Genomic DNA, 19727 nt, shown 5'->3' on the forward strand with positions numbered 1-19727 from the left:
GCGGCGTGCCTTCCCCCCCCCCTCGCCCGCCCCCGGCCGCTCCGTCGCTGCGCCTTGCCGCTGCGGAGTAGGAAGTCGGCCATTCCGACTTCGCACTCCGCACCTGCTCCCGGCGGCCCCGCTCGATCCGAGCGAGAACCGGGGCCACACCTTGCGTCCGTCGTAGACGGATGGGTGCTTGGGAGTGGGAAGTCGACGGGGCCGACTTCCCACTCCTGGCCCCCGGCCAGCGGCTTCGGCTGCGCCTCGCCGCTGGCCGGGGGCTTCGCCTTGGCGGCTTCGGCTGCGCCTCGCCGCTGGCCGGGGGCTTCGCCTTGGCGGCTTCGGCTGCGCCTCGCCGCTGCATGTCTTGGCTGCGGAATGCTCGGTGTGGAGTGGGAAGTCGGCCATTCTGACTTCTCACTCCACCTGCAGAGCCCGTCCCTTGATCATCACACCTGCTCCGGCCGGTACTCGCTCAATCCGAGTAGGGACCGGCGGCCACACGTTGCGGCTGTCGTAGACGGATGGGTGCTTGGAGCAGGAAGTCGGCCCCTTCGACTTCCTGCTCCTGACGGCAGGGACCGCACAGCCAACCCGAGCATGGCATCGGGCGGCCCTTTGCTCCGTGCAAGCGGCCACCGGTGGAAGCGGAGTAGGGAGTCGGCCGGTCCGACTTCCCACTCCGCGCCTTCAGCCCCCACCTTCACCGCCATGCGCGAAGACCTCGGCGGCGATCGCTCGGCCCGAGTGATTGCCGCCGACAGCAACCGTTCCCCACCAGAGCAAGGCGGAGTGGGAAGTCGATGAGGCCGACTTCCCACTCCGAGGGCTGCCATCTGGCTGCCTGAGGCCCGCCGACATCGACGGGTCCCCGCTGTTCCGGAGGCGTGGGGCGGGTCCGGTCTGTCACCTTTGCCCGCGCTGGGAAGTCGGCGGGACCGACTTCCTGTGCGTGGTGGTTGGGACAGCGCAGCCGAACTGAGCACGGTTTCCGCCGGCCCCTTGCTCTGCGCAAGGGGCCGGCGGCGGATGCGGAGTAGGAAGTCGGCGAGGCCGACTTCCTACTCCTGGCCCCGCACGGTGGGAGCTGCGCGAGATTGGCGGGCGGCCCCCTTGCTCTTCGCAAGGGGGCCGCCCGAGGGAAGAGCCGGGGCTCCTCGGTTGAGGGGGTGGAGTGGGAAGTCGGTGGAGCCGACTTCCCACTCCGGAGGCATCAGGGCGCGCGGCGGCGGTTGTCGGGGTTGGTTTCGGGGCTGAAGTGGCCGGACTGGCGGGCGATCCAGGTGTATTCGGGGGTGCCGTCGGGGGAGGCGCGGAGTTCCCAGCGTCCATGGCGGGTGATGGGCGGTGGGGGCGGGCCGACCTTGAGGGCGGTGATGACGCCGGTGATGACGGTGGTGAGGGCGAGGGCGAGGAGGGTGGCGAAGGCGGCGCCGATGAGGAAGTCGGTCACTTCTGGCTCGCTCGGCGGAGGAGTTCGAGGAGGTTGAGGAAGGTGGCGAGGGTGGTGTCGCCGAGGTGGACGGTGGTGCCGTCGACGGTGGCGGAGCCCCACCGGATGCCGAAGGGCTCGCCGCGCTCGTGGAGTTCGCGGAGGAGGGAGGCGATCTCGGGTTCGGTGTAGGTGCGGAGGTACGGGTCGTGCGGGGTGAGGGGGAGGTTCACGCGGCGACGTCCAGCTCGAACCAGGTGACCTTGCCGGTCTTGGTGGGGTGGGCGCCGAAGCGGTGGGTGAGGGCGCGGACGAGGTGGAGGCCGCGCCCGGAGGTCGCGTAGGGGTCGGTGGGCGTGGGGGGATCGGGGAGGAGGGGGCAGTTGTCGCAGACCGCCACGCGCAGGGTGGTCGACAGGAGGGAGACCAGCACGCCGGGGGCGGGGGAGCGGCCGTGCTGCCAGGCGTTGACGAAGAGCTCCTGGAAGGCGAGTTCGGCGTCGGAGATGGTGTCCGGCGGCCAGCCGGCGGTGTGGAGGAGGGCGCGCAGTTCAGCGCGGACGGTGGTGCAGTCGGGCGGGTTGAGGGCACGCATGAGAGACCTCCAGGGGAAGAGGCAAGAAGGGGAGGAAAGTGCCAACGGATGCGTCACCGTGAACGAGGCCAGCCCGGACCTGGCTGCTCTGCGGTGCGAAATGGGCAGCATGCGCCTACTGCCCCGGCGAACAGGCGTTACTGACGATCCGTCGGATCGTTGTGAGATCGACCATAGCGCAGCTCGCCACAAATTTGTGGCGAGCCGACGGAAGTTCCCCCTAACGTGGCTCGCACCCCGAATGGCCCCGCATGGCGTCCGCGCGGCAGACTGATCCCACGCCCGCAGAGAGGACGTCATGGCCCTTCGATCGAATCCCACCCTCCGTCAGCGTCGACTGGGAGTTGAGCTGCGGAGAATGCGGGAGCAGGCGGGCTTCGGAGGTAGCCAGCTCGCCCGAGCGATTGGCGCCACCCCAGCTCAGATCACGCAGATGGAAGCCGGCCGGACCGGCATCAGCGTCGAGCGCCTGCGCACGATCGCCGCGACGTGCATGTGCGTCAATGAGTCACTGATCGACGCCCTCGCGGAGATCATCACTGAGCGCGGTAGGCCCGGTTGGTGGGAGGAGTACCGAGACGCCCTGGCGACGGACTTCCTGGAGAACGCCGAACTCGAAGGCCACGCGAAGCGGCTCGTCACCTACACCGTGACTTTTGTTCCCGGGCTGCTCCAGACCGACGCCTATGCATCCGCTGTGTTCGGCAACTCCATCCCGCCATTGCCGTGCCACGAGGTCGACCTGCGAACGGCCTTTCGCATGCGGCGACAGCAAGTGGTTCGTTCCGGCGCCGTTCCGTACACCGCATACATCCATGAGGCGGCTCTGAGGATGCGGTTCAGCGGAGCAAAGGTCTTCACCGATCAACTTGATGCACTCGTCGAGAGCTCCGAGAGGTCGGCAACCTCTGTTCGGGTTGTCCCGTTTGCCGTGGATGGCCTGCCAAGCCCCAGCGAGAACTTCACCTATGCCGAAGGGCCGATCCCTGAGCTGGACACCGTACAGATCGACACGGGTCTCGGCTGTCAGATGTTCGATGCCCCGGCTCATGTGGCGAAGTTCCGGGCCGTTCTCGTGCAGATGGAGTCGAACTCCCTCTCCGAGGGGGAGTCCCGCGACCTCATCCAGTCGATCAAGAAGGAAACCGGAAGGCATGGCTAGCCACACCTGGCAGAAGTCCAGCTACTCAGGCGCCAACAACGACTGCATCGAGGTCCGCGCAGCAAGTGGGCTGGTCGAACTGCGTGAGTCCGATGACCCTGGCGTCATAGTCCGCCCGCCACTCTTCGCCTTCACTGGCCTTCTCAACTCCATAAAGGCCGGAGAGTTCGACCGCTGGGAGTAGCGCCCATCGGTTCGCAGTCGCGGTGGTTTCCAGTGTTGGGAACGTGAGGGCCATCACCGAGCACGGTCTCCGGATCCCGGCTCGCGAGACCCTGGTCGAAATTCCTGTCGAACTCATCCGAAAGGCCGACAATGGCAACCTCATCCAGGACGCTGGGGGACTGGTTCTCGGCGTTCGAACGGACGGCCTTCCGGCTGGAGACGCTGGACGACTACAGCCAGTCCGGCGGGGTGGACGCCTATCACGCGTTCCTCGCAGGGGAGGAGCAGCCGGAGGACTACCGGACCGCCGGCTGGGTCGGGACGGTGGCCGAGGCCACCCGTTCGGGGAAGCGCATGTACCGGGTTCACGTCCTCTCCCGCCCGCTCACCGACTACCTCCGGTTCGAACTCGCGTGTGGGTACCACCGCAACACGGCGGCCGGCGAGGAGTTCTTCATCCTGGACACCACCGACCAGCAGAACCCTGTCCCGCAGGCGCCGGACTTCTGGCTCTTCGACGACGAGACCGTGGCCGCGATGAACTACGACGGCAACGGCAAGTACCTCGGCGCCGACTTCCTCGCCCCCGCACGGCTCGACGAGTTCAGGGCGTACCGCGACACCGCGATGGCGCACTCGATTCCCTTCACGGAATGGTGGGCTCTGCACGGCGAGTGAACAGAACACAGCTCGGCACGGCGCTGCGGGCGCTTCGGCAGGTCTCCGGCAGGGAGGCCAAGGCCGTCGCCCGTGGCGCCGTCATGTCCGCGAGCAAGCTGAGCAAGATCGAGACCGGCAAGGTGGCTCCCACCGTCGTGGACGTGGAGCGCATCCTCACCGCCATAGGAGTGTCGGACGAGGTCAAGGCCGAGTACATGGCTGTCGCCCGGGCGGAGGCCACCGAAGCGACGGCATGGCGACTGGTCCGGCGCCTCGGACACCATCGCAAGCAGCAGCAGATCAAAGCGTTGGACGAGACGACCGGGCTACTCAGGGTTTTCCAGCCCTCCATCGTCCCTGGACTGCTGCAGACGCCGGAATACGTTCGGGCGGTGTTCGGCCGGAAGGGCCTCGGCGAGGATCAGCTGTCACGCGCCGTGGCAGCGCGGTTGGCGCGGCAGTCGACCCTCTACGACACCACCAAGACTCTGCGAATCGTGATCACCGAGCCTGTCCTCCGATGGCGCCTCGTTCCGGCGGCCATGATGGCCGCGCAGTTGGACCGCGTCGTTTCCGCCTCCCGCATGTCCCACGTGGACGTTCGGGTCGTACCGCTCGACGCACGACAGTCCGACGTACCGGCACACTCCTTCGTCATCCGGGACGACCGCATGGTCACGGTCGAGACCGTTCACGCCGAGCTGACGGTCACCGATCCGCGGGACGTCGAGGCCTATGTTCGAAAGTTCGACGGATTCGCGGCCGGAGCCTTGGCCGGGGAAGGTATGCGCCGCCTGGCCGAAGGCATCCGGGACGACTTCTTGAGGGAACAGGAAACCGCCTCGTAGTGCCGACTCCACGCCTCTACGTTGGTGGCCACTCGACGGGAACCGCTGTGGCTCCCGTCGATCCACAGGAGGTGGACGTGTCGAAGCACATCGACCTGTACGAGATCGAGGTTCCGGCCGGGGTGACCGCGTACCGGGCGTGCGGGGGCAACCCGCAGTCGGAGCACGAGACCTGCGCGACCCTGCGGGAGGTGCCCGGCGTCGTGGGCGGGCTGTGGGTGATGGGTGACACCAAGCGTCCGGGTGCCGAGCTGAGGTTCAGCACGGCCGAGTTGGCCGCGGCGGGTATCGACCCGACGCTCTTCAGCACGGCGGTCTGACAAGCCCGGCACGAACCGGCCCCGCTCCCCGGCCAAGGGGGAGCGGGGCCGGCCCTTCCAGCGAGGGTAGGCGCGCATGGATCACTGGGACAGGCCCGCGCTCCACTGGCACTGCTACGCCTGGGTGGGCGGCAAGCGGCCGGAGGACGCCGAACGGCGGCCGCCCCAGCCGGAGAACGGGAGGCGTCCGGTCTGGAACAGCCCCACCCCGCCGCTCGAAGTCATGCACTGGCTGGCCAAGCCGGCCGACCGGATCAGCCTGACCACCGACGACCCGGCGGATGCGGTGAAGTGGCTCGGTAAGCAACTCGCCGACGTGCCCGCACTGGAGACCGACCTTCCAGCAGCGCTCCGGCTCGACCACGCCCGCGAGTTCCTGGCCGCCTACCCCCACGATGTGGCGTGGACGTACTGGACGCCTGCCCGGCAGCTCCGTTCGGTCGCCGCGGTGTCCTGCCCCCGCACCCGCAGCCCGACCTCGGAAGCACCTCCGCCCTGTCCGCTCGGGCGGCGGTGACCCCCTCCGGAGTAGGAAGTCGGCTCGGCCGACTTCCTACTCCGGGGCGGCGGCTTCCAACTCGTCCACGGTGCCGGACATGATCGTGCGGACGTGGGCGGTGATGTGGTCGGTGGGCCAGTTCCACCAGGAGACGGCCAGGAGGCGGGCGATGTCGTCCTCGTCGTAGCGGTGGCGGATGACGCGGGCGGGGTTGCCGCCGGCGACGGCGTAGGCGGGGACGTCGGCGGTGACCACGGAGCCGGTGGCGACGACGGCGCCGTGGCCGATGCGGACACCCGGCATGACCGTCACGCCGTTGCCGAGCCAGACGTCGCTGCCCACCACCGTGTCACCCCGGTTCGGCAGGTCGGTGAGCAGGTCGAAGTGGGCGGCCCACTCCCCGCCCATGATGGGGAACGGGAAGGTCGACGGGCCGTCCGTACGGTGGTTGGCGCCGTTCATGATGAACCGGACGCCCGTTCCCAGGGCGCAGTACCCGCCGATGACCAGCCGCTCCGGGCCGTAGTGGTACAGCACGTTGCGGGTCTCGAACGCGGTGGGGTCGTCCGGGTCGTCGTAGTACGTGAACTCCCCGACCTCGATCAGCGGGGACGTCACCAGCGGCCGGAGCAGCACCACGCGGGGCTGTTCCGGCATCGGGTGGAGGGCGGCGGGGTCAGGCATCGGCGCCGCTGTCGGGCTCGAAGCGGATGACGACGGCCTTGGAGGTGGGGGTGTTGCTGATGTCGGCGGTGGAGTCGAGCGGGACCAGGACGTTGGTCTCGGGGTAGTACGCCGCAGCGCCGCCCCGGGCGACCGGGTAGTGGACGACGCGGAAGTGCGGGGCGCGGCGCTCGACGCCGTCCTTCCACTCGCTGACCAGGTCGACGTACTGGCCGTCGGAGAGCCCCAGCTCGATGGCGTCCGCCGGGTCGACCAGGACGACCCGCCGGCCGCCCTTGATGCCGCGGTAGCGGTCGTCCAGGCCGTAGACGGTGGTGTTGTACTGGTCGTGCGAGCGCAGCGTCTGCAACAGCAGGCGGCCCTCGGGGACCTCCGGCGCCGTCAGCGGGTTGACCGTGAAGTTGGCCTTCCCGTTCGCGGTGGGGAAGGTGCGGGAGTCGCGCGGGCCGTGCGGGAGGGTGAAGCCGCCGGGGCGGCGGACCTTGTCGTTGTAGTCCTCGAAGCCGGGCACGACCCGGGCGATCCGGTCGCGCAGGGTGTCGTAGTCGGCGGCGAAGTCCTCCCACGGCACGGTGTCCTGCGGGCCGAGGACAGCGCGGGCGAGGCGGCAGACGATGGCGGTCTCGGAGAGCAGGCCGGGGGCCGGCGGGCGCAGGCCGCCGCGCGAGGAGTGGACCTGGCCCATCGAGTCCTCGACGCTGACGAACTGGGCGCCGCCGGCGGTGACGTCCCGGTCGGTGCGGCCGAGGGTGGGGAGGATCAGGGCGCGGGCGCCGGTGACCACGTGGGAGCGGTTGAGCTTGGTGGAGACGTGCACGGTGAGCCGGCAGCGGCGCATCGCGGCCTCGGTGACCTCGGTGTCCGGGGTGGCGGCGACGAAGTTGCCGCCCATCGCGAAGAAGACGCCGATCCGGCCGTCGCGCATCGCGCGGATGGTGTCGACGGAGTCCAGGCCGTGCTCGCGCGGCGGTTCGAAGGAGAACTCGCGGCCGAGGGCGTCCAGGAAGGCGGTGGTGGGGCGTTCGAAGATGCCCATCGTCCGGTCGCCCTGGACGTTGCTGTGCCCGCGCACCGGGCAGACGCCCGCGCCCGGGCGGCCCACGTTGCCGCGCAGCAGCAGGAAGTTGACGACCTCGCGGATGGTCGGCACGGCGTGCTTGTGCTGGGTGAGGCCCATCGCCCAGCAGACGATGACCTTCTCGGAGGCGAGGACGAGCCGGGCGAGCTCCTCGATGTGCGCCCAGGGCAGGCCGGTGGCGGCGAGCACCTCCTCGCGGGAGGTCGACGCGGCCTCGGCGGCGAACTCCTCGAAGCCGTGGCAGTGCTCCTCGACGAAGGCGTGGTCGACGGCGTCCTGCTCCAGCAGCAGCTGGTTGAGGGCGCGGAACAGGGCGAGGTCGCCGCCGAGCCGGATCTGCAGGAAGAGGTCGGTCAGCTTGGTGCCGTGGCCGACCAGGCCGCGCGCCTGCTGCGGGTTCTTGAAGCGCTCCAGCCCGGCCTCGGGCAGCGGGTTGACGCTGACGATGGTCGCGCCGGCGCGCTTGGCCCGCTCCAGGGCGGAGAGCATCCGGGGGTGGTTGGTGCCCGGGTTCTGGCCCGCCACGATGATCAGATCGGCCTGGTAGAGGTCCTTGAGGCTGACGCTGCCCTTGCCGACACCGAGCGTCTCGGTGAGCGCGGAGCCGGAGGACTCGTGGCACATGTTGGAGCAGTCCGGCAGGTTGTTGGTGCCGAGCCGGCGGGCGAACAGCTGGTAGGCGAACGCGGCCTCGTTGCTGGTCCGGCCGGAGGTGTAGAACGCGGCACCGTCCGGGGTGTCCAGGGCGCGCAGCTCCTCGGCGATCAGCGCGAAGGCGTCGTCCCAGGAGATCGGCGTGTAGTGGGTGGCGCCCTCGTCGAGGAGCATCGGCCGGGTCAGCCGGCCCTGCTGGCCGAGCCAGTAGCCGGAGCGCTCGGCCAGCTCGGCGACCGGGTGGGCGGCGAAGAACTCGGCGCGGATCCGGCGCTCGGTGGCCTCCTCGGCGACGGCCTTGGCGCCGTTCTCGCAGAACTCGGCGGTGTGGGTCTTCCCGGGCTCCGGCCAGGCGCAGCCGGGGCAGTCGAAGCCGTCGGGCTGGTTGATCTTCCGCAGGGTGCTGAGGGTGCGACGGGCGCCCATCTGCTCGGTGGCCATCCGCAGGGTGTGGCCGACGGCGGGCAGCCCGGCGGCCGCGTGCTGGGGCGCCGACACCTGGGGGGCGTCCTGCGCCGGGTCGCTCTGCGGGGCCTGCTTGGCCATGACTGCGCTCCTCGGCTGTGCGTCGGGCCGCCGTCTCGTCGCGGCGCCTGACTCATCCTCGCACCCGGTGGCCGGGGGCGGCAGGGGCGGGAACGGGGGAGGGCGGCCGGGACGGCGGCGCGGATAGAGTGCAGATGCTTCGACAGGTCCGGGGGTGGCGGGTGATGGTCGGCGACGTGCTCGACGGGCGGTACCAGCTGGTCGAGCGGCTGGGGCAGGGCGGGTTCGGCGTGGTGTGGCGGGCCTTCGACACCCGGATGCGGCGGCCGGTGGCGGTCAAGGTCATCAACCACCACGGCGAGGACCAGCAGAAGGCCGCGCTGCGGTTCGTCCGGGAGGCCTGTGCGGCCGGGAACCTCTCGCACCCGCACATCGTCACCGTGCACGACCTCGGCGAGGGAGAGCTGGCCGGCCGGACGGTGACGTACCTCGTGATGGAGCTGCTCCTCGGCCGCACCCTGACCGCCGTGCTGCGGGACGGACCGGTGGACCCGGTGCGGAGCCTGCGCTGGGGGCGGCAGATCTGCTCCGCGCTGGCCGCCGCGCACGACGCGGGGATGGTGCACCGGGACATCAAGCCCGAGAACATCATGGTCACCGAGGCCGGGGCGGTGAAGGTGCTGGACTTCGGCATCGCCCAGCTGGACATCGGGACGGGCGGGCTGACCACCACCGGCACGGTCATCGGCAGCCCGGCGTACATGGCGCCGGAGCGCTGGACCGGGGGCCGGGTGGACGGCCGGGCGGACCTCTACGCGTTCGGCTGCGTGCTGGTCGAACTCTGCACCGGGGCGCGGCCGTTCAGCGGGGACTCGACGCCGGTGCTGATGTACCAGCACCTCAACGAGCCGCCGCCGGCGCTGGACCCGGCGCCGTTCGGGCTGCCCGCGGAACTGGCGGGGCTGGTCGCGGAGCTGCTGGCGAAGGACCCGGAGCGGCGACCGGCGGACGCCCGCACGGTGGAGCGGCGGCTGGCGGAGCTGGCGGAGCGGCGGACGGCGGGACGGAGCGGGCCGGAGGGCCGGTCGGAGGGCCGGGCGGAGGACGTCCGGGCCGCGCTGCGCGAGCGCCGCAACGCCGCCTTCCGGGCGCCGACGGCCGGCGAGTCCGCCCTCCAGCTCCAGGCGGTGGCCCAGGAGGCCGTGGCCGCGCTCGGCGCCGCCGACCGCGAGACCCTCGTCGCCTGGCGCGACTTCACCTGGTTCCTCAGCCGGGCCGGCGACCTCGACGGCGCGATCCGGCTGCTCTCCACGGTGACCGAGGACATGCGGCTCGCCCTCGGCCAGGGCGACCCGGACACCCTCGCCGCCCGCTACCACCTGGTGTGGTGCATCGGCGAGAGCGGCGAGACGGTCACCGCGCTGCGCGGGCTCGTCCAGCTGCTGCCGGACCTGCACGAGGCCTGGGGCGGTCACGACCCGCGGGTGCTCAGGGCGCGGCACGACCTGGCGGTGTACACGGCCGACCGGGGCGACCTGGACGGCGCGGTGCTCCAGCTGCGCACCCTGCTGCCGGAGCTCGCCCGGGCGCTCGGCGAGCAGCACCCGGCCACCGTCCAGGCCCGGCAGGACCTCGTCGGCTACCGGCGGCTACCGGCGGCGGCCCCGGCCGGGCGGGCGCGGCCGGGGCGGCAGCCGCGGATGCACCCGGGTGAGGCGCTGCTGCTCGTCCGCCGCCTGCTGGCCCGGGACTTCGCCTCGGACCAGGAGGCCAACGCCTGCCTGACCGCGCTGGAGCGCGGCACCGGGATCCAGCGGGTCGGCGACTGGGTGCTCTCCGCGCCGGACCACGTCACGGCCGAGGACCTGGTGGAGGAGATCTACGGCCCGTGACGCGGCGGGGCGCGTCATACCCGGCGCCCTACACCGGCACCGCCGAGTCCTCGCGGGCGAGCGCGCGCAGCAGGGCCCGGACCGCCGCGTCGTTCTGCCGGAAGCCGGGCGAGTCGGTGCGCGGGCGGGCGAAGGCCGCCGCCGCGCGCAGGCTGGTGTGCGGGCCGAGCGCGGTGCGGCGCGGGTGCGCGCCGCCGTCGGCGGCGGGGTCGAGGGCCGGGTCGAGGACGCGGCTGTCCCCGGGGCGGATGGTGAGCAGGCCGGAGCGGTGGGTGTACTCGGGGTCGGCGACGACCTCCTCGGTGATCCGTCCGGTGCGGTGCAGGTCGCGCAGCAGCGCGTCGCGGGTGCGGGCCAGCGCGTGCTTGGGCAGGTACGCCTCGACGAGCGCGGTGGCGGTGACCGTGTGGCCGGGCACGGTGGCACCGGACGCCCGCCAGGTGCCGGTGGCCTCGTCCCGGTCGACCCGGATGCCGGCGCCGAGGAAGCGGACCACCCCGGCCTCGGAGAGCGCGAGCAGCTGGCGCAGCCGGAAGCCGGGCGGGCCGGACGCCAGGTAGCTGAAGTAGCCGAAGAACCACTCGTCGATCTCCTCGGCCACCGAGCGCGCGGTGAGCCGGCCGGAGCCGAGCAGCCGGGGCAGCTGGCCGAAGAGCGAGAGCAGGGCGAGGAAGGCGCCGAGGTCGGCGCTGTGGGCGGGGTCGGCGCGGCGGTCGGCGTCCTCGGTGACGTAGCGGCGCAGGTGCCGCTGGAGTTCCTCGGCGGAGCCGAGTTCGAGCCCGGCGAGCGGGAAGTCCAGGCGTTCGAGGTCGAGCCGGTCGGCCGGGTCGGGGACGGCCCGTTCGACCAGGGCGCGCAGCCCGGGGGACGCCCAGGGGTGGGCGTCGTAGCCGGCCAGGAACTCGGCCCAGGGCAGGGCGGTGCGCTCCGGGTGGGCGTGGAACAGTTCGTGGTAGTGGCCGAAGCCGATGTCCTTGGCCATCAGCGGCCAGGCGTCGCGCCGCAGTTCGAGCGGGCCGGGCCGGTCGAGCAGGGCGTCGACGGCGGCGGCGTCGAAGTAGCGGGGGAGTGGTGCGGGCGGTCCCTGCAGGCGGTAGTCGGTCTTGGAGTGGTAGGGGACGCCGCGCCGGGAGCCGACGTGCAGGACGGGTTCGCGGCCGGAGGGGCGGTAGACCAGGCCGTCGGCGCCGTCCGGCTCGAAGCGGCCGCCGCGGCCCTCGGTGAGCAGGGAGACGAGGTCGACGAAGGCGAGGCCGAAGCCGCGCAGCACGGTGTGCTCGCCGGGGGCGATCCGGTCGAGGTCGTCGGCCGCGTCGGCGGAGTAGGCGGGCGGCAGGTGGAAGCGGCCGTGCCGGGTGGCGAAGGCGGTGTCGGCGGCGTAGCGGGGGTCGGGGGCGGAGTCGAGGTGGCCGAGGGTGAGCACGACGTGGTCGGCGGTGAGCACCCGGTCGGTGAGGTGGACGTGCTGCGGCCCGTCGGCCGGGCCCTCGACGCGGTGCGCGGTGTCCCGGTGGACGGTGACCGTGACGTGCGGCGGCAGGTCGGCGACGGCGCGCCGGAACACCCAGTCCAGGTAGGCGCTCTGGGCCCGGCGGGTGGGGAAGTCGGTGGGCGCGAGGGTGCGCAGCTCGGCCCGCACGGCCGGGTCGGTGATCTCCTGGTGGGGGGCGAAGGCCCGGGGGTCGGAGGCCCATTCGGCGAGCGAGGGGCCGGGGCGGACCGGCCCGTCGATGGTGGAGCGCTCGTCGGTGAACATCGTGACGTCCTCGGCCATCGAGTTCATCCGCAGCAGCGGGGACTGCTCGTGGCGCCAGATCCGGCCCCCGCCGGGCGGGTGCGGGTCGACCAGGTGGATGTGCAACGGGCGGTCGGCGGGCAGCAGTTCGGGCGCGTTGGCGGCGATCCGCTCCAGGACGCCGGTGCCGCGCGGCCCGGCGCCGACGATGACCAGGACGGCGCTCATCGGCCGGCCTCCCCGGGCAGGTCGGCCGAGGCGGCGGCGCGCAGCCGGCGGTACCCGGCGCGGGCCTTCTGCAGCGGGGTGGGCGGCAGCCCCTCGCGGGTGGCGCCCTTCGCGTAGTGCCGTTCGACGTAGTACTGGCCGATCGACAGCACCGTGGTGATCACGATGTACCAGATGGTGGCGACCATCAGCATCGGGATGACCTGGTAGGACTGCAGGTAGACCAGCTGGACCGAGTAGAGCAGGTCCGAGACGGCCAGCACGCTGATGATGCTGGTCCCCTTGAGCGCGCTGATCAGCATGTTGCCGGCGGTCGGCACGATCGAGCGCATCGCCTGCGGCACGACGATCCGGCGCAGCACCCGCCACCGGCCGAGGCCGAGCGCGGAGGCGGCCTCCAGCTGGCCCCGGTCGACGGCGAGGATGCCGCCGCGCACCACCTCGGCGGCGTACGCGGCCTCCAGCAGGGTCAGGCCGACGACGGCGGTGAGCGTCGGGCCGAACAGGTTGACGGTGCGGACGGTGAGGAACTCCGGCCCGAACGGGATGCCGAGGCCGAGCGTCGGGTAGAGGGCGCCGATGTTGAAGAAGAGCAGCAGCTGCACCAGGGCGGGGGTGGAGCGGAAGATCCAGATGTAGACCCAGCTGAGCGTGCGCAGCACCGGGTTGCCGGACAGCCGCATGGTGGCGAGGACGGTGCCGAGCAGGAAGCCGAGGCCGAGGGTGACGGCGGTCAGCCAGAGGGTCAGGGTGAGGCCGTTCATGACCGAGGCGGCGGTGAACCAGTCGGCCACCACGTCCCACTGGAACGCGCGGTTGCGGGCGAGTGAGTTGACGACCATCACGAAGAGCAGCAGGGCGACGGCGGCGGCGACCCACTGGCCGGGGCGGCGGCGGGGGACGATCCGGGCGGTGGCGGCCGCGCCGTCGAGGACGGTCGCGGGCGGCGGGGCGGTGGGCTCGGTGAGGGCGCGGGCGGGCAGGACGTCCGACGGGGCGGCCATGTTCAGGCTCCAGGCGGGAGGGCGGAGACGCGCGCGGGCGCGCGGGCGGGGTACGGCGTGGTCCCGTACGGCCGTTGCGGCCGGCCCGCGTCCCTCAACACGGCCGGCGATGCGTTGCACTCCGCTTGGATCGTACGCGTGAGCGAGAGGCGGGTGTCAAGGGTGGGAGACCCGCTCCGGGGCGGGGCCGGGGATGCTTCGCGGGGCGACAGGAGATCGCAACAGAGCGGTAATGGTGGATGGTTGACGCCGTGCGCGGTTCGCTGCTCAACTTGAGGCCATGTACGCCGAGCAGCCACTGGTCACCCGCGACCACATCGACTTCGGTCGGGTGTGGTCCGCGGCGTGTCGCGGCTGACCCGGCAGCGGGCCGTTCGTCCGGCCTGTTCCTCCCTCGCAGGGACCTCCCTCGGTGCCCCGTCCCGGGCCGGGAGAGCCGTCGTTTCCTGACGGTTCGTCAATCGCGCGCTGCCGCCGCCCCCTTCTCCTCCTCACCGCGTTGCGCTCCGGCTGTACCCCGTTCTGCGCGCGGGCCGTCACGTGCCCGCCGCCCTCACCGCACCACGGCCCGCCATGCCGCCGGGCCCCGATCCGGTCTGCCCACCCGCAGCCCACCGGACTGCGCACGACCCGAAAGGTTCCGCCACCATGCCCGTCGAATTCCTCGGCATCGCCGCCACCGCCGACGGTACCGAGACCACCGCTCGCACCACGGCCGCGTTCGACCGCGACTACACCCTGCGGCTGGCCCGTGCCCACGAGGACAACGGCTGGGACCGGGTGCTGTTCGCCTACGGCTCCGGCGCCCCCGACCCGGCCCCCGCCGCCGCGTTCCTCGCCTCCCGCCTCGACACGCTGCAGATCCTGCTCGCCCACCGCCCGAACGTCTCGTACCCGACCTTCGCCGCCAAGACCTTCGCCACCCTGGACCACATCAGCGAGGGCCGGCTCACCGTCCACTTCATCACCGGCGGCAACGACCACGAGCAGCAGCGCGAGGGCGACTTCCTCACCAAGGACGAGCGGTACGAGCGGACCCGGGAGTACATCGGGATCGTCAAGAAGGCCTGGACCAGCCGCGAGCCCTTCGACCACGAGGGCGTCCACTACCGCTTCAAGGACTTCGTCGCCGACGTCTTCCCGGTGCAGCAGCCGCGGCCGGGCGTCTCCTTCGGCGGCTCCTCGGCGGCGGCGTACGCGGCCGGCGGCGCCGAGGCGGACGTCTACGGCCTGTGGGGCGAGCCGCTGGCGCGCACCGCCGAGCAGATCGAGCGGGTGAAGGAGGCGGCGCGGGCCGCCGGGCGCGCGGACGCGCCGCGGATCCAGGTGGCGTTCCGGCCGATCATCGCCCCGACCGAGGAACTGGCCTGGGAGAAGGCGCACCGGACGGTGGACGCGATCCGGGCCCGCCGGGAGGGCGGCGAGCTGATCCGCCGGGGACGCCCGGCCGGGGAGGCCCCCGAGAACGCCGGCTCGCAGCGGCTGCTGGAGATCGCCGAGGCGGGCGAGCGCTACGACCGCGCGCTGTGGACGCCGACCGCCGCGGCCACCGGCGGCGCGGGCAACTCCAACGCGCTGGTCGGCACCCCGGAGACGGTCGCCCAGGCCCTGCTCGACTACTACGACCTGGGCGTGGACATCCTCTCCGCCCGCGGCTACCACCTGGTGGACGACGCGATCGACTTCGGCCGGTACGTGATCCCGATCGTGCGCGAGGAGGTCGCCAAGCGGGACGCGGCCAAGACGGCCGCCGCCGAGGCCGACCGCGCCGAGCAGAGCGAGCGCGACCGGCACCAGCTGATCGCGGCCCAGGCGTGACGGCCCTGCCCGGCGGCCCGGCCCTCGACGTCGAGGTGCGCCGGGTGCGCATCGACGACCCGCTCGCCGAGCCGCTGGTGCGCGAGCTGACCGAGGAGTACGTCCGCCGCTACGGCCCCGGGGCGTACGAGGAGATGACCCGCTACCCGACGGAGGAGTGGGCCGAGCCGCACGGCGTCCTGCTGCTCCTGCTGGAGGGCGGCGAGCCGGTGGCCGGCGGCGCCTACCGGCGGTACGACCCGCGCACGGCCGAGCTGAAGCGGATGTGGACGCACTCGGCGCACCGCCGCCGGGGCCTGGCCACCCGGGTGCTGGCCGAACTGGAGCGGGCCGCCGCCGCGGTCGGCTACCAGCGGCTCTACCTCACCACCGGCCCGCTCCAGCCCGAGGCCCGGGGGCTCTACCTGGCCAACGGCTACACCCCGCTGTTCGACGTCGCCGCCGACCCGCTGACGATCGGCCCGCTGCCGTTCGAGAAGCACCTGCGCTGACCCGGCCCGCCACGGCCCACCCCGCACACCCCGCACACCCCGAAAGGCACCCGTACCCGTGAGAACCACCACCGTCCGCCGCCGCCTGCTCGCGACCGCCGCCCTGCTCCCGGTCCTGGCGCTGGCCGCGTGCGGCTCGGACCCGAAGCCGGCGGGGGCGGGCGCCGGGCAGCCGGCCGTTTCCGCCGCCGCGGAGGACGTCGTCTCCGGCCTGAAGAAGTCGGACACCGCCGCCGCGCTGCTGCCCGCCGACATCCGGGCCGCCGGGACGGTGAAGTTCGGGTCCTCGATCGGCGCCCCGCCGTCCTCCTTCTACGCCGACCAGGCGAGCAAGAAGGCCGCCGGCCTGGACGTCGACTTCGCCGACGCGGTGGCCAAGCTGCTCGGCCTGAGCGTGCAGCGCGAGGACGCGGCGTTCGAGACCATCCTGCCCGCGCTCGGCAGCGGCAAGTACGACGTCGGCACCGGCAACTTCGGCGTCACCACGGCCCGGCTGAAGACGATCGACTTCGTCACCTACATCGACGACGGCCAGGGCTTCGCGGTCAAGAAGGACAACACCTCGATCCAGCCGGTCACCGACCTCGTCCAGCTCTGCGGGCTGACCGTCGGCACCAGCGCCGGCACCACCTTCGAGACCACGCTCAACGCGAAGAAGAACGTCTGCACCGACGCCGGCAAGCAGCCCTACGAGGTCAAGGCGTTCAGCGACAACGGCGCCCTCCTGACCAGCCTCCAGCAGGGCCGGGTGGACATCGAGATGTCCACCATCAACGGCCTGCGCTACCAGGCCTCCCAGGAGGCCTCGGGCACCCGGTTCCTCGGCGAGTTCCACCGCCTCGACGTCGGCTTCGCGTTCAAGAAGGGCTCCCCGCTCACCGCCGCGTTCCAGGCGGCCGTCAACGAGCTGATCAAGGACGGGACGTACGAGCGGATCCTCAAGAAGTGGGGGGTGACGGACTCGGCCGTCAAGGAATCGCTGATCAGCCCGCCCGAGCACGCGTGACCCCCTGTCCAGGGCCCGTTGGGAGGAGTCCCCCCATGAGTACCACCACCACCGAACCGCTCGCGAAACCCGGCGGCAGACCCGGAGCCGGCAAGGCCGCCGGCGCCGGTGCGACCGCCCCGCTCGACCTCGCCGAGCTGACCGGGCTGACCACCGTCCGCGCCCGGCACCCCTGGCGCTGGGCGGCCGGCGTCGCCACCCTCGTCGTGCTGGCCCAGTTCGCCCACGGCCTGGCCACCAACCCCGCCTGGGACTGGGCGACCTTCCGGCTGTTCTTCTCCGCCGAGACCATCCTGCAGGCGGTCGGCCGGACCGTGGAGCTCACCGCCTACGGCACCGTGCTGGGCTTCCTGCTGGGTGCCGTCGTCGCCGCGATGCGGCTCTCCCGCAGCGTGGTCCTGCAGTCCGTCGCCTGGGCCTACGTCTGGGTGTTCCGCTCGATCCCGCTGATCGTCCAGCTGGTCTTCTGGTTCAACCTCTCCTACCTCTACAAGCGGTTCGGCTTCGGCATCCCGTTCGGCCCGACCTTCGGGGACTTCGAGACGGTCGGCGTGCTGGGCGCGCTCGGCGCGGCGGTGCTCGGCCTCGGGCTGCACCAGGCCGCGTTCGCCGCCGAGATCATCCGCGGCGGCGTGATCGCCGTCGACCCCGGCCAGCGCGAGGCCGCCGCCGCGCTCGGCGTGCCGCGGCTGCGGCAGGCCTGGCGGATCGTCCTGCCGCAGGCCATGCGCGGCATCCTGCCGGCCGCCGCCAACGAGGTGATCTCGCTGTTCAAGGGCACCTCGGTGGTCTACGTGATGGCCATCGGCGAGCTCTTCTACCAGGTGCAGGTGGTGTACGGCCGGACCGGCCGGGTGGTGCCGATGCTGATGGTCGCCACCGTCTGGTACGTGCTGCTCACCACCGTGCTGTCGATCGGCCAGTACTACGTCGAGCGCTACTTCGCCCGCGGCGCCGACCGAACCCCGCCGCCCACCCCGCTCCAGCGGGCCCGGGCGTTCGTCCGGGGCCTGCGCGCCCGCACCGCCACCGCCCCCGCCACCGGAGGACGCTCGTGACCACCGTCGCCAAGGACCCCGCCGCCGAAGAGGCCGAGCCGGCGGCGCCGCCCATGGTCCAGGTCCGCGGCCTGTGGAAGAGCTTCGGCCCGAACGCGGTGCTGCGCGGCGTCGACCTCGACGTGCCGGCCGGCTCGGTGACCGTGGTGCTGGGGCCGTCCGGCTCCGGCAAGTCCACCCTGCTGCGCTCGATCAACCACCTGGAGAAGGTGGACCGCGGCTTCGTGGCGATCGACGGCGAGCTGATCGGCTACCGGCGTTCCGGGGACAAGCTGCACGAGCTCAAGGAGCGCGAGGTGCTGCGGCAGCGGACCGGCATCGGCTTCGTCTTCCAGAACTTCAACCTCTTCCCGCACCTGACCGTGCTGGAGAACCTCACCGAGGCGCCGGTCAGCGCCCTCGGCCGGCCGAAGGCCGAGGCCCGGGCCCGCGCGCTGGAGCTGCTCGAACGGGTCGGCCTGGCCGAGAAGGCGGCGGCCTACCCGCGCCAGCTCTCCGGCGGCCAGCAGCAGCGGGTGGCGATCGCCCGGGCGCTGGCGCTGGACCCGAAGGTGCTGCTGTTCGACGAGCCGACCTCGGCGCTGGACCCGGAGCTGGTCGGCGAGGTGCTGGACGTCGTCAAGGACCTCGCCCGCAGCGGCACCACGATGATCGTGGTGACCCATGAGATCGGCTTCGCCCGCGAGGTCGCCGACACCGTGGTCTTCATGGATGGCGGCGTCGTGGTCGAGCAGGGCCCGCCGCAGGCGGTCCTCGACGAGCCGCAGCACGACCGGACCAAGGCCTTCCTGGCCAAGGTCCTCTGACCCACCGAACCCCCCTCACCGGCAGGAGCCCCGCCATGTCCCTACCCCGTCGCGCCCTCGTGACCGCCGCCGCCGCGCTCGCCGCCGCCCTCACCCTGGCCGCCTGCGGCAGTTCCTCGGACGCGTCGGCCGACCTCGCCGCCCCGGCCCAGGGCAGCACCGCGCCGAACGGCACCACGGTGAACCTGACGGCGAAGCAGAACCGGGTGACCACGCCCAAGGTCGACGCCCTCGCGGCGCTGGTCCCGGAGGAGATCAGAAAGCGCGGAAAACTGACCGTGGCCGACTCGCTCGGCACCACGCCGCCGCTGGACTTCTACGCCGACGACGACAAGACGGTCATCGGCGTCGACCCGGACATCGCCTCGCTGATCGGCAATGTGCTCGGCCTCGACATCGAGTTCAACCCGGTCTCCTGGGAGAACATCTTCGTCGGCCTGGACAGCGGCAAGTACGACGTCGGCGTCTCCAACATCACCGTCACCGAGGCCCGCAAGGAGAAGTACGACTTCGCCACCTACCGCCTGGACATCCTCGGCTTCGAGGCGAAGAAGGGCAGCGGCTGGAAGGTCGCCGGCCCCAAGGACATCGCCGGGCGGACCGTCGCCGTCAGCTCCGGCACCAACCAGGAGAAGCTGCTCGTCGCCTGGAACGAGGAGAACGTGCGCAACGGCCTCAAGCCGGCCGACATCAAGTACTTCCAGAACGCCTCGGACTACTACCTGGCACTCGCCTCCGGCCGGATCGACATGTACGTCGGCCCCAACCCGATGGCGGCCTTCCACGCCGTGCAGAGCGGTGACACCGAGGTGATCGGCACCTACTCGGGCGGCGGCGCCGACGTGCTCGGCAAGATCGGGGCCACCACCAAGAAGGACAACGGCCTGGTCAAGGCGCTGAACGGGGCGCTCAACGAGGTGATCAAGAACGGTACCTACGCCCAGGTGCTGAAGCGCTGGGGCCTGGACGCCGAGGCCGTGCCGACCTCCGAGATCAACCCGGTCGGCCTCCCGAAGACGTAGTCCCGGCCGCGGCCCCGGGGCCGGTCCCGGTCCGGGCCCGGGGTGGTTCACCCGAACACCGTCGGCCGCCGCTACCCTGACCCGGTCAGGTTGAACGGGGCT

At 72.1% G+C, this 19727-nt stretch carries 20 protein-coding genes; 13 read left to right on the plus strand and 7 right to left on the minus strand.

What is annotated here, in order from left to right; translation table 11 throughout:
* Positions 1 to 1195 precede the first annotated feature (1195 nt).
* Genes ACFVUH_RS11525 through ACFVUH_RS11535 form a run of 3 tightly spaced genes read right to left on the minus strand, consistent with a single transcriptional unit; the run spans position 1196 to position 2009 of the window.
* The gene (locus tag ACFVUH_RS11525) at positions 1196 to 1435 is read right to left on the minus strand and encodes a hypothetical protein (protein WP_387912634.1); all 240 of its coding nucleotides are present in this window, start codon (positions 1433 to 1435) and stop codon (positions 1196 to 1198) included.
* Positions 1432 to 1647, minus strand: coding sequence for a hypothetical protein (locus ACFVUH_RS11530; RefSeq protein WP_387912636.1), 216 nt, complete (start codon positions 1645 to 1647; stop codon positions 1432 to 1434). The genes ACFVUH_RS11525 and ACFVUH_RS11530 overlap by 4 nt, the downstream gene beginning before the upstream one ends.
* Positions 1644 to 2009, minus strand: coding sequence for an ATP-binding protein (locus ACFVUH_RS11535; RefSeq protein ID WP_387912638.1), 366 nt, complete (start codon positions 2007 to 2009; stop codon positions 1644 to 1646). Before ACFVUH_RS11535 ends, ACFVUH_RS11530 begins: the two co-directional genes overlap by 4 nt.
* A gap of 298 nt (positions 2010 to 2307) precedes the next feature.
* Here ACFVUH_RS11535 and ACFVUH_RS11540 point away from each other — a divergent pair, with 298 nt between their 5' ends.
* The 6 genes from ACFVUH_RS11540 (at position 2308) to ACFVUH_RS11565 (ending at position 5681) form a co-directional block, all read left to right on the plus strand.
* Positions 2308 to 3171, plus strand: coding sequence for a helix-turn-helix domain-containing protein (locus tag ACFVUH_RS11540; protein ID WP_387912640.1), 864 nt, complete (start codon positions 2308 to 2310; stop codon positions 3169 to 3171).
* Complete coding sequence (locus ACFVUH_RS11545) at positions 3164 to 3355, plus strand: DUF397 domain-containing protein (protein ID WP_387912641.1); 192 nt, start codon at positions 3164 to 3166, stop codon at positions 3353 to 3355. Before ACFVUH_RS11540 ends, ACFVUH_RS11545 begins: the two co-directional genes overlap by 8 nt.
* Before the next feature lie 131 nt (positions 3356 to 3486).
* Positions 3487 to 4014, plus strand: coding sequence for a DUF6879 family protein (locus ACFVUH_RS11550; protein WP_387912643.1), 528 nt, complete (start codon positions 3487 to 3489; stop codon positions 4012 to 4014).
* Complete coding sequence (locus tag ACFVUH_RS11555; RefSeq protein WP_387912645.1) at positions 4011 to 4844, plus strand: helix-turn-helix domain-containing protein; 834 nt, start codon at positions 4011 to 4013, stop codon at positions 4842 to 4844. The genes ACFVUH_RS11550 and ACFVUH_RS11555 overlap by 4 nt, the downstream gene beginning before the upstream one ends.
* 77 nt (positions 4845 to 4921) lie before the next feature.
* Positions 4922 to 5164, plus strand: coding sequence for a DUF397 domain-containing protein (locus ACFVUH_RS11560; protein ID WP_387912647.1), 243 nt, complete (start codon positions 4922 to 4924; stop codon positions 5162 to 5164).
* A gap of 76 nt (positions 5165 to 5240) precedes the next feature.
* Positions 5241 to 5681, plus strand: a complete 441-nt coding sequence (locus ACFVUH_RS11565) for a hypothetical protein (RefSeq protein WP_387912649.1) — start codon at positions 5241 to 5243, stop codon at positions 5679 to 5681.
* A gap of 36 nt (positions 5682 to 5717) precedes the next feature.
* Here ACFVUH_RS11565 and ACFVUH_RS11570 read toward each other — a convergent pair whose 3' ends face one another.
* Together ACFVUH_RS11570 and ACFVUH_RS11575 are read right to left on the minus strand one after the other, a co-directional pair.
* A complete protein-coding gene (locus ACFVUH_RS11570) occupies positions 5718 to 6347 on the minus strand; it encodes a CatB-related O-acetyltransferase (protein WP_355371239.1) in 630 nt (209 codons plus the stop codon).
* Positions 6340 to 8625, minus strand: a complete 2286-nt coding sequence (locus ACFVUH_RS11575) for an FdhF/YdeP family oxidoreductase (protein WP_387912651.1) — start codon at positions 8623 to 8625, stop codon at positions 6340 to 6342. The genes ACFVUH_RS11570 and ACFVUH_RS11575 overlap by 8 nt, the downstream gene beginning before the upstream one ends.
* Before the next feature lie 134 nt (positions 8626 to 8759).
* Between ACFVUH_RS11575 and ACFVUH_RS11580 the strand changes: the two genes are divergently transcribed.
* Positions 8760 to 10457 (plus strand): protein kinase, encoded by a 1698-nt coding sequence (locus ACFVUH_RS11580; protein WP_387912653.1) that lies wholly within the window; start codon positions 8760 to 8762, stop codon positions 10455 to 10457.
* A 28-nt stretch (positions 10458 to 10485) separates the two neighbouring features.
* On the opposite strand, the gene ACFVUH_RS11585 is transcribed toward ACFVUH_RS11580, so the two are convergent.
* On the minus strand, positions 10486 to 12420 hold the full coding sequence (locus tag ACFVUH_RS11585) for an FAD/NAD(P)-binding protein (RefSeq protein ID WP_387912655.1): 1935 nt from the start codon (positions 12418 to 12420) through the stop codon (positions 10486 to 10488).
* Positions 12417 to 13424, minus strand: coding sequence for an amino acid ABC transporter permease (locus ACFVUH_RS11590; RefSeq protein ID WP_355371251.1), 1008 nt, complete (start codon positions 13422 to 13424; stop codon positions 12417 to 12419). The genes ACFVUH_RS11585 and ACFVUH_RS11590 overlap by 4 nt, the downstream gene beginning before the upstream one ends.
* Positions 13425 to 14072: 648 nt before the next feature.
* Here ACFVUH_RS11590 and ACFVUH_RS11595 point away from each other — a divergent pair.
* From ACFVUH_RS11595 to ACFVUH_RS11620, 6 genes are read left to right on the plus strand one after another with little or no spacing between them, the layout of a single operon-like run.
* On the plus strand, positions 14073 to 15242 hold the full coding sequence (locus tag ACFVUH_RS11595) for an LLM class flavin-dependent oxidoreductase (protein ID WP_387912658.1): 1170 nt from the start codon (positions 14073 to 14075) through the stop codon (positions 15240 to 15242).
* Complete coding sequence (locus tag ACFVUH_RS11600) at positions 15239 to 15733, plus strand: GNAT family N-acetyltransferase (protein ID WP_387912659.1); 495 nt, start codon at positions 15239 to 15241, stop codon at positions 15731 to 15733. Before ACFVUH_RS11595 ends, ACFVUH_RS11600 begins: the two co-directional genes overlap by 4 nt.
* 58 nt (positions 15734 to 15791) lie before the next feature.
* Positions 15792 to 16739 carry an ABC transporter substrate-binding protein gene (locus tag ACFVUH_RS11605; RefSeq protein ID WP_387912661.1) on the plus strand — a complete coding sequence of 316 codons (948 nt, stop codon included), beginning with the start codon at positions 15792 to 15794 and terminating at the stop codon, positions 16737 to 16739.
* Between the two features lie 35 nt (positions 16740 to 16774).
* Positions 16775 to 17797 carry an amino acid ABC transporter permease gene (locus ACFVUH_RS11610; RefSeq protein WP_355371258.1) on the plus strand — a complete coding sequence of 341 codons (1023 nt, stop codon included), beginning with the start codon at positions 16775 to 16777 and terminating at the stop codon, positions 17795 to 17797.
* Between the two features lie 53 nt (positions 17798 to 17850).
* Positions 17851 to 18603: an amino acid ABC transporter ATP-binding protein gene (locus tag ACFVUH_RS11615; protein WP_387912787.1), complete on the plus strand. Its 753-nt coding sequence runs from the start codon at positions 17851 to 17853 to the stop codon at positions 18601 to 18603.
* A gap of 35 nt (positions 18604 to 18638) precedes the next feature.
* On the plus strand, positions 18639 to 19625 hold the full coding sequence (locus ACFVUH_RS11620; RefSeq protein WP_387912663.1) for an ABC transporter substrate-binding protein: 987 nt from the start codon (positions 18639 to 18641) through the stop codon (positions 19623 to 19625).
* Positions 19626 to 19727 lie beyond the last annotated feature (102 nt).

The sequence above is a fragment of the Kitasatospora sp. NPDC058032 genome, assembly GCF_042885845.1.
Classification (GTDB): Bacteria; Actinomycetota; Actinomycetes; order Streptomycetales; family Streptomycetaceae; genus Kitasatospora.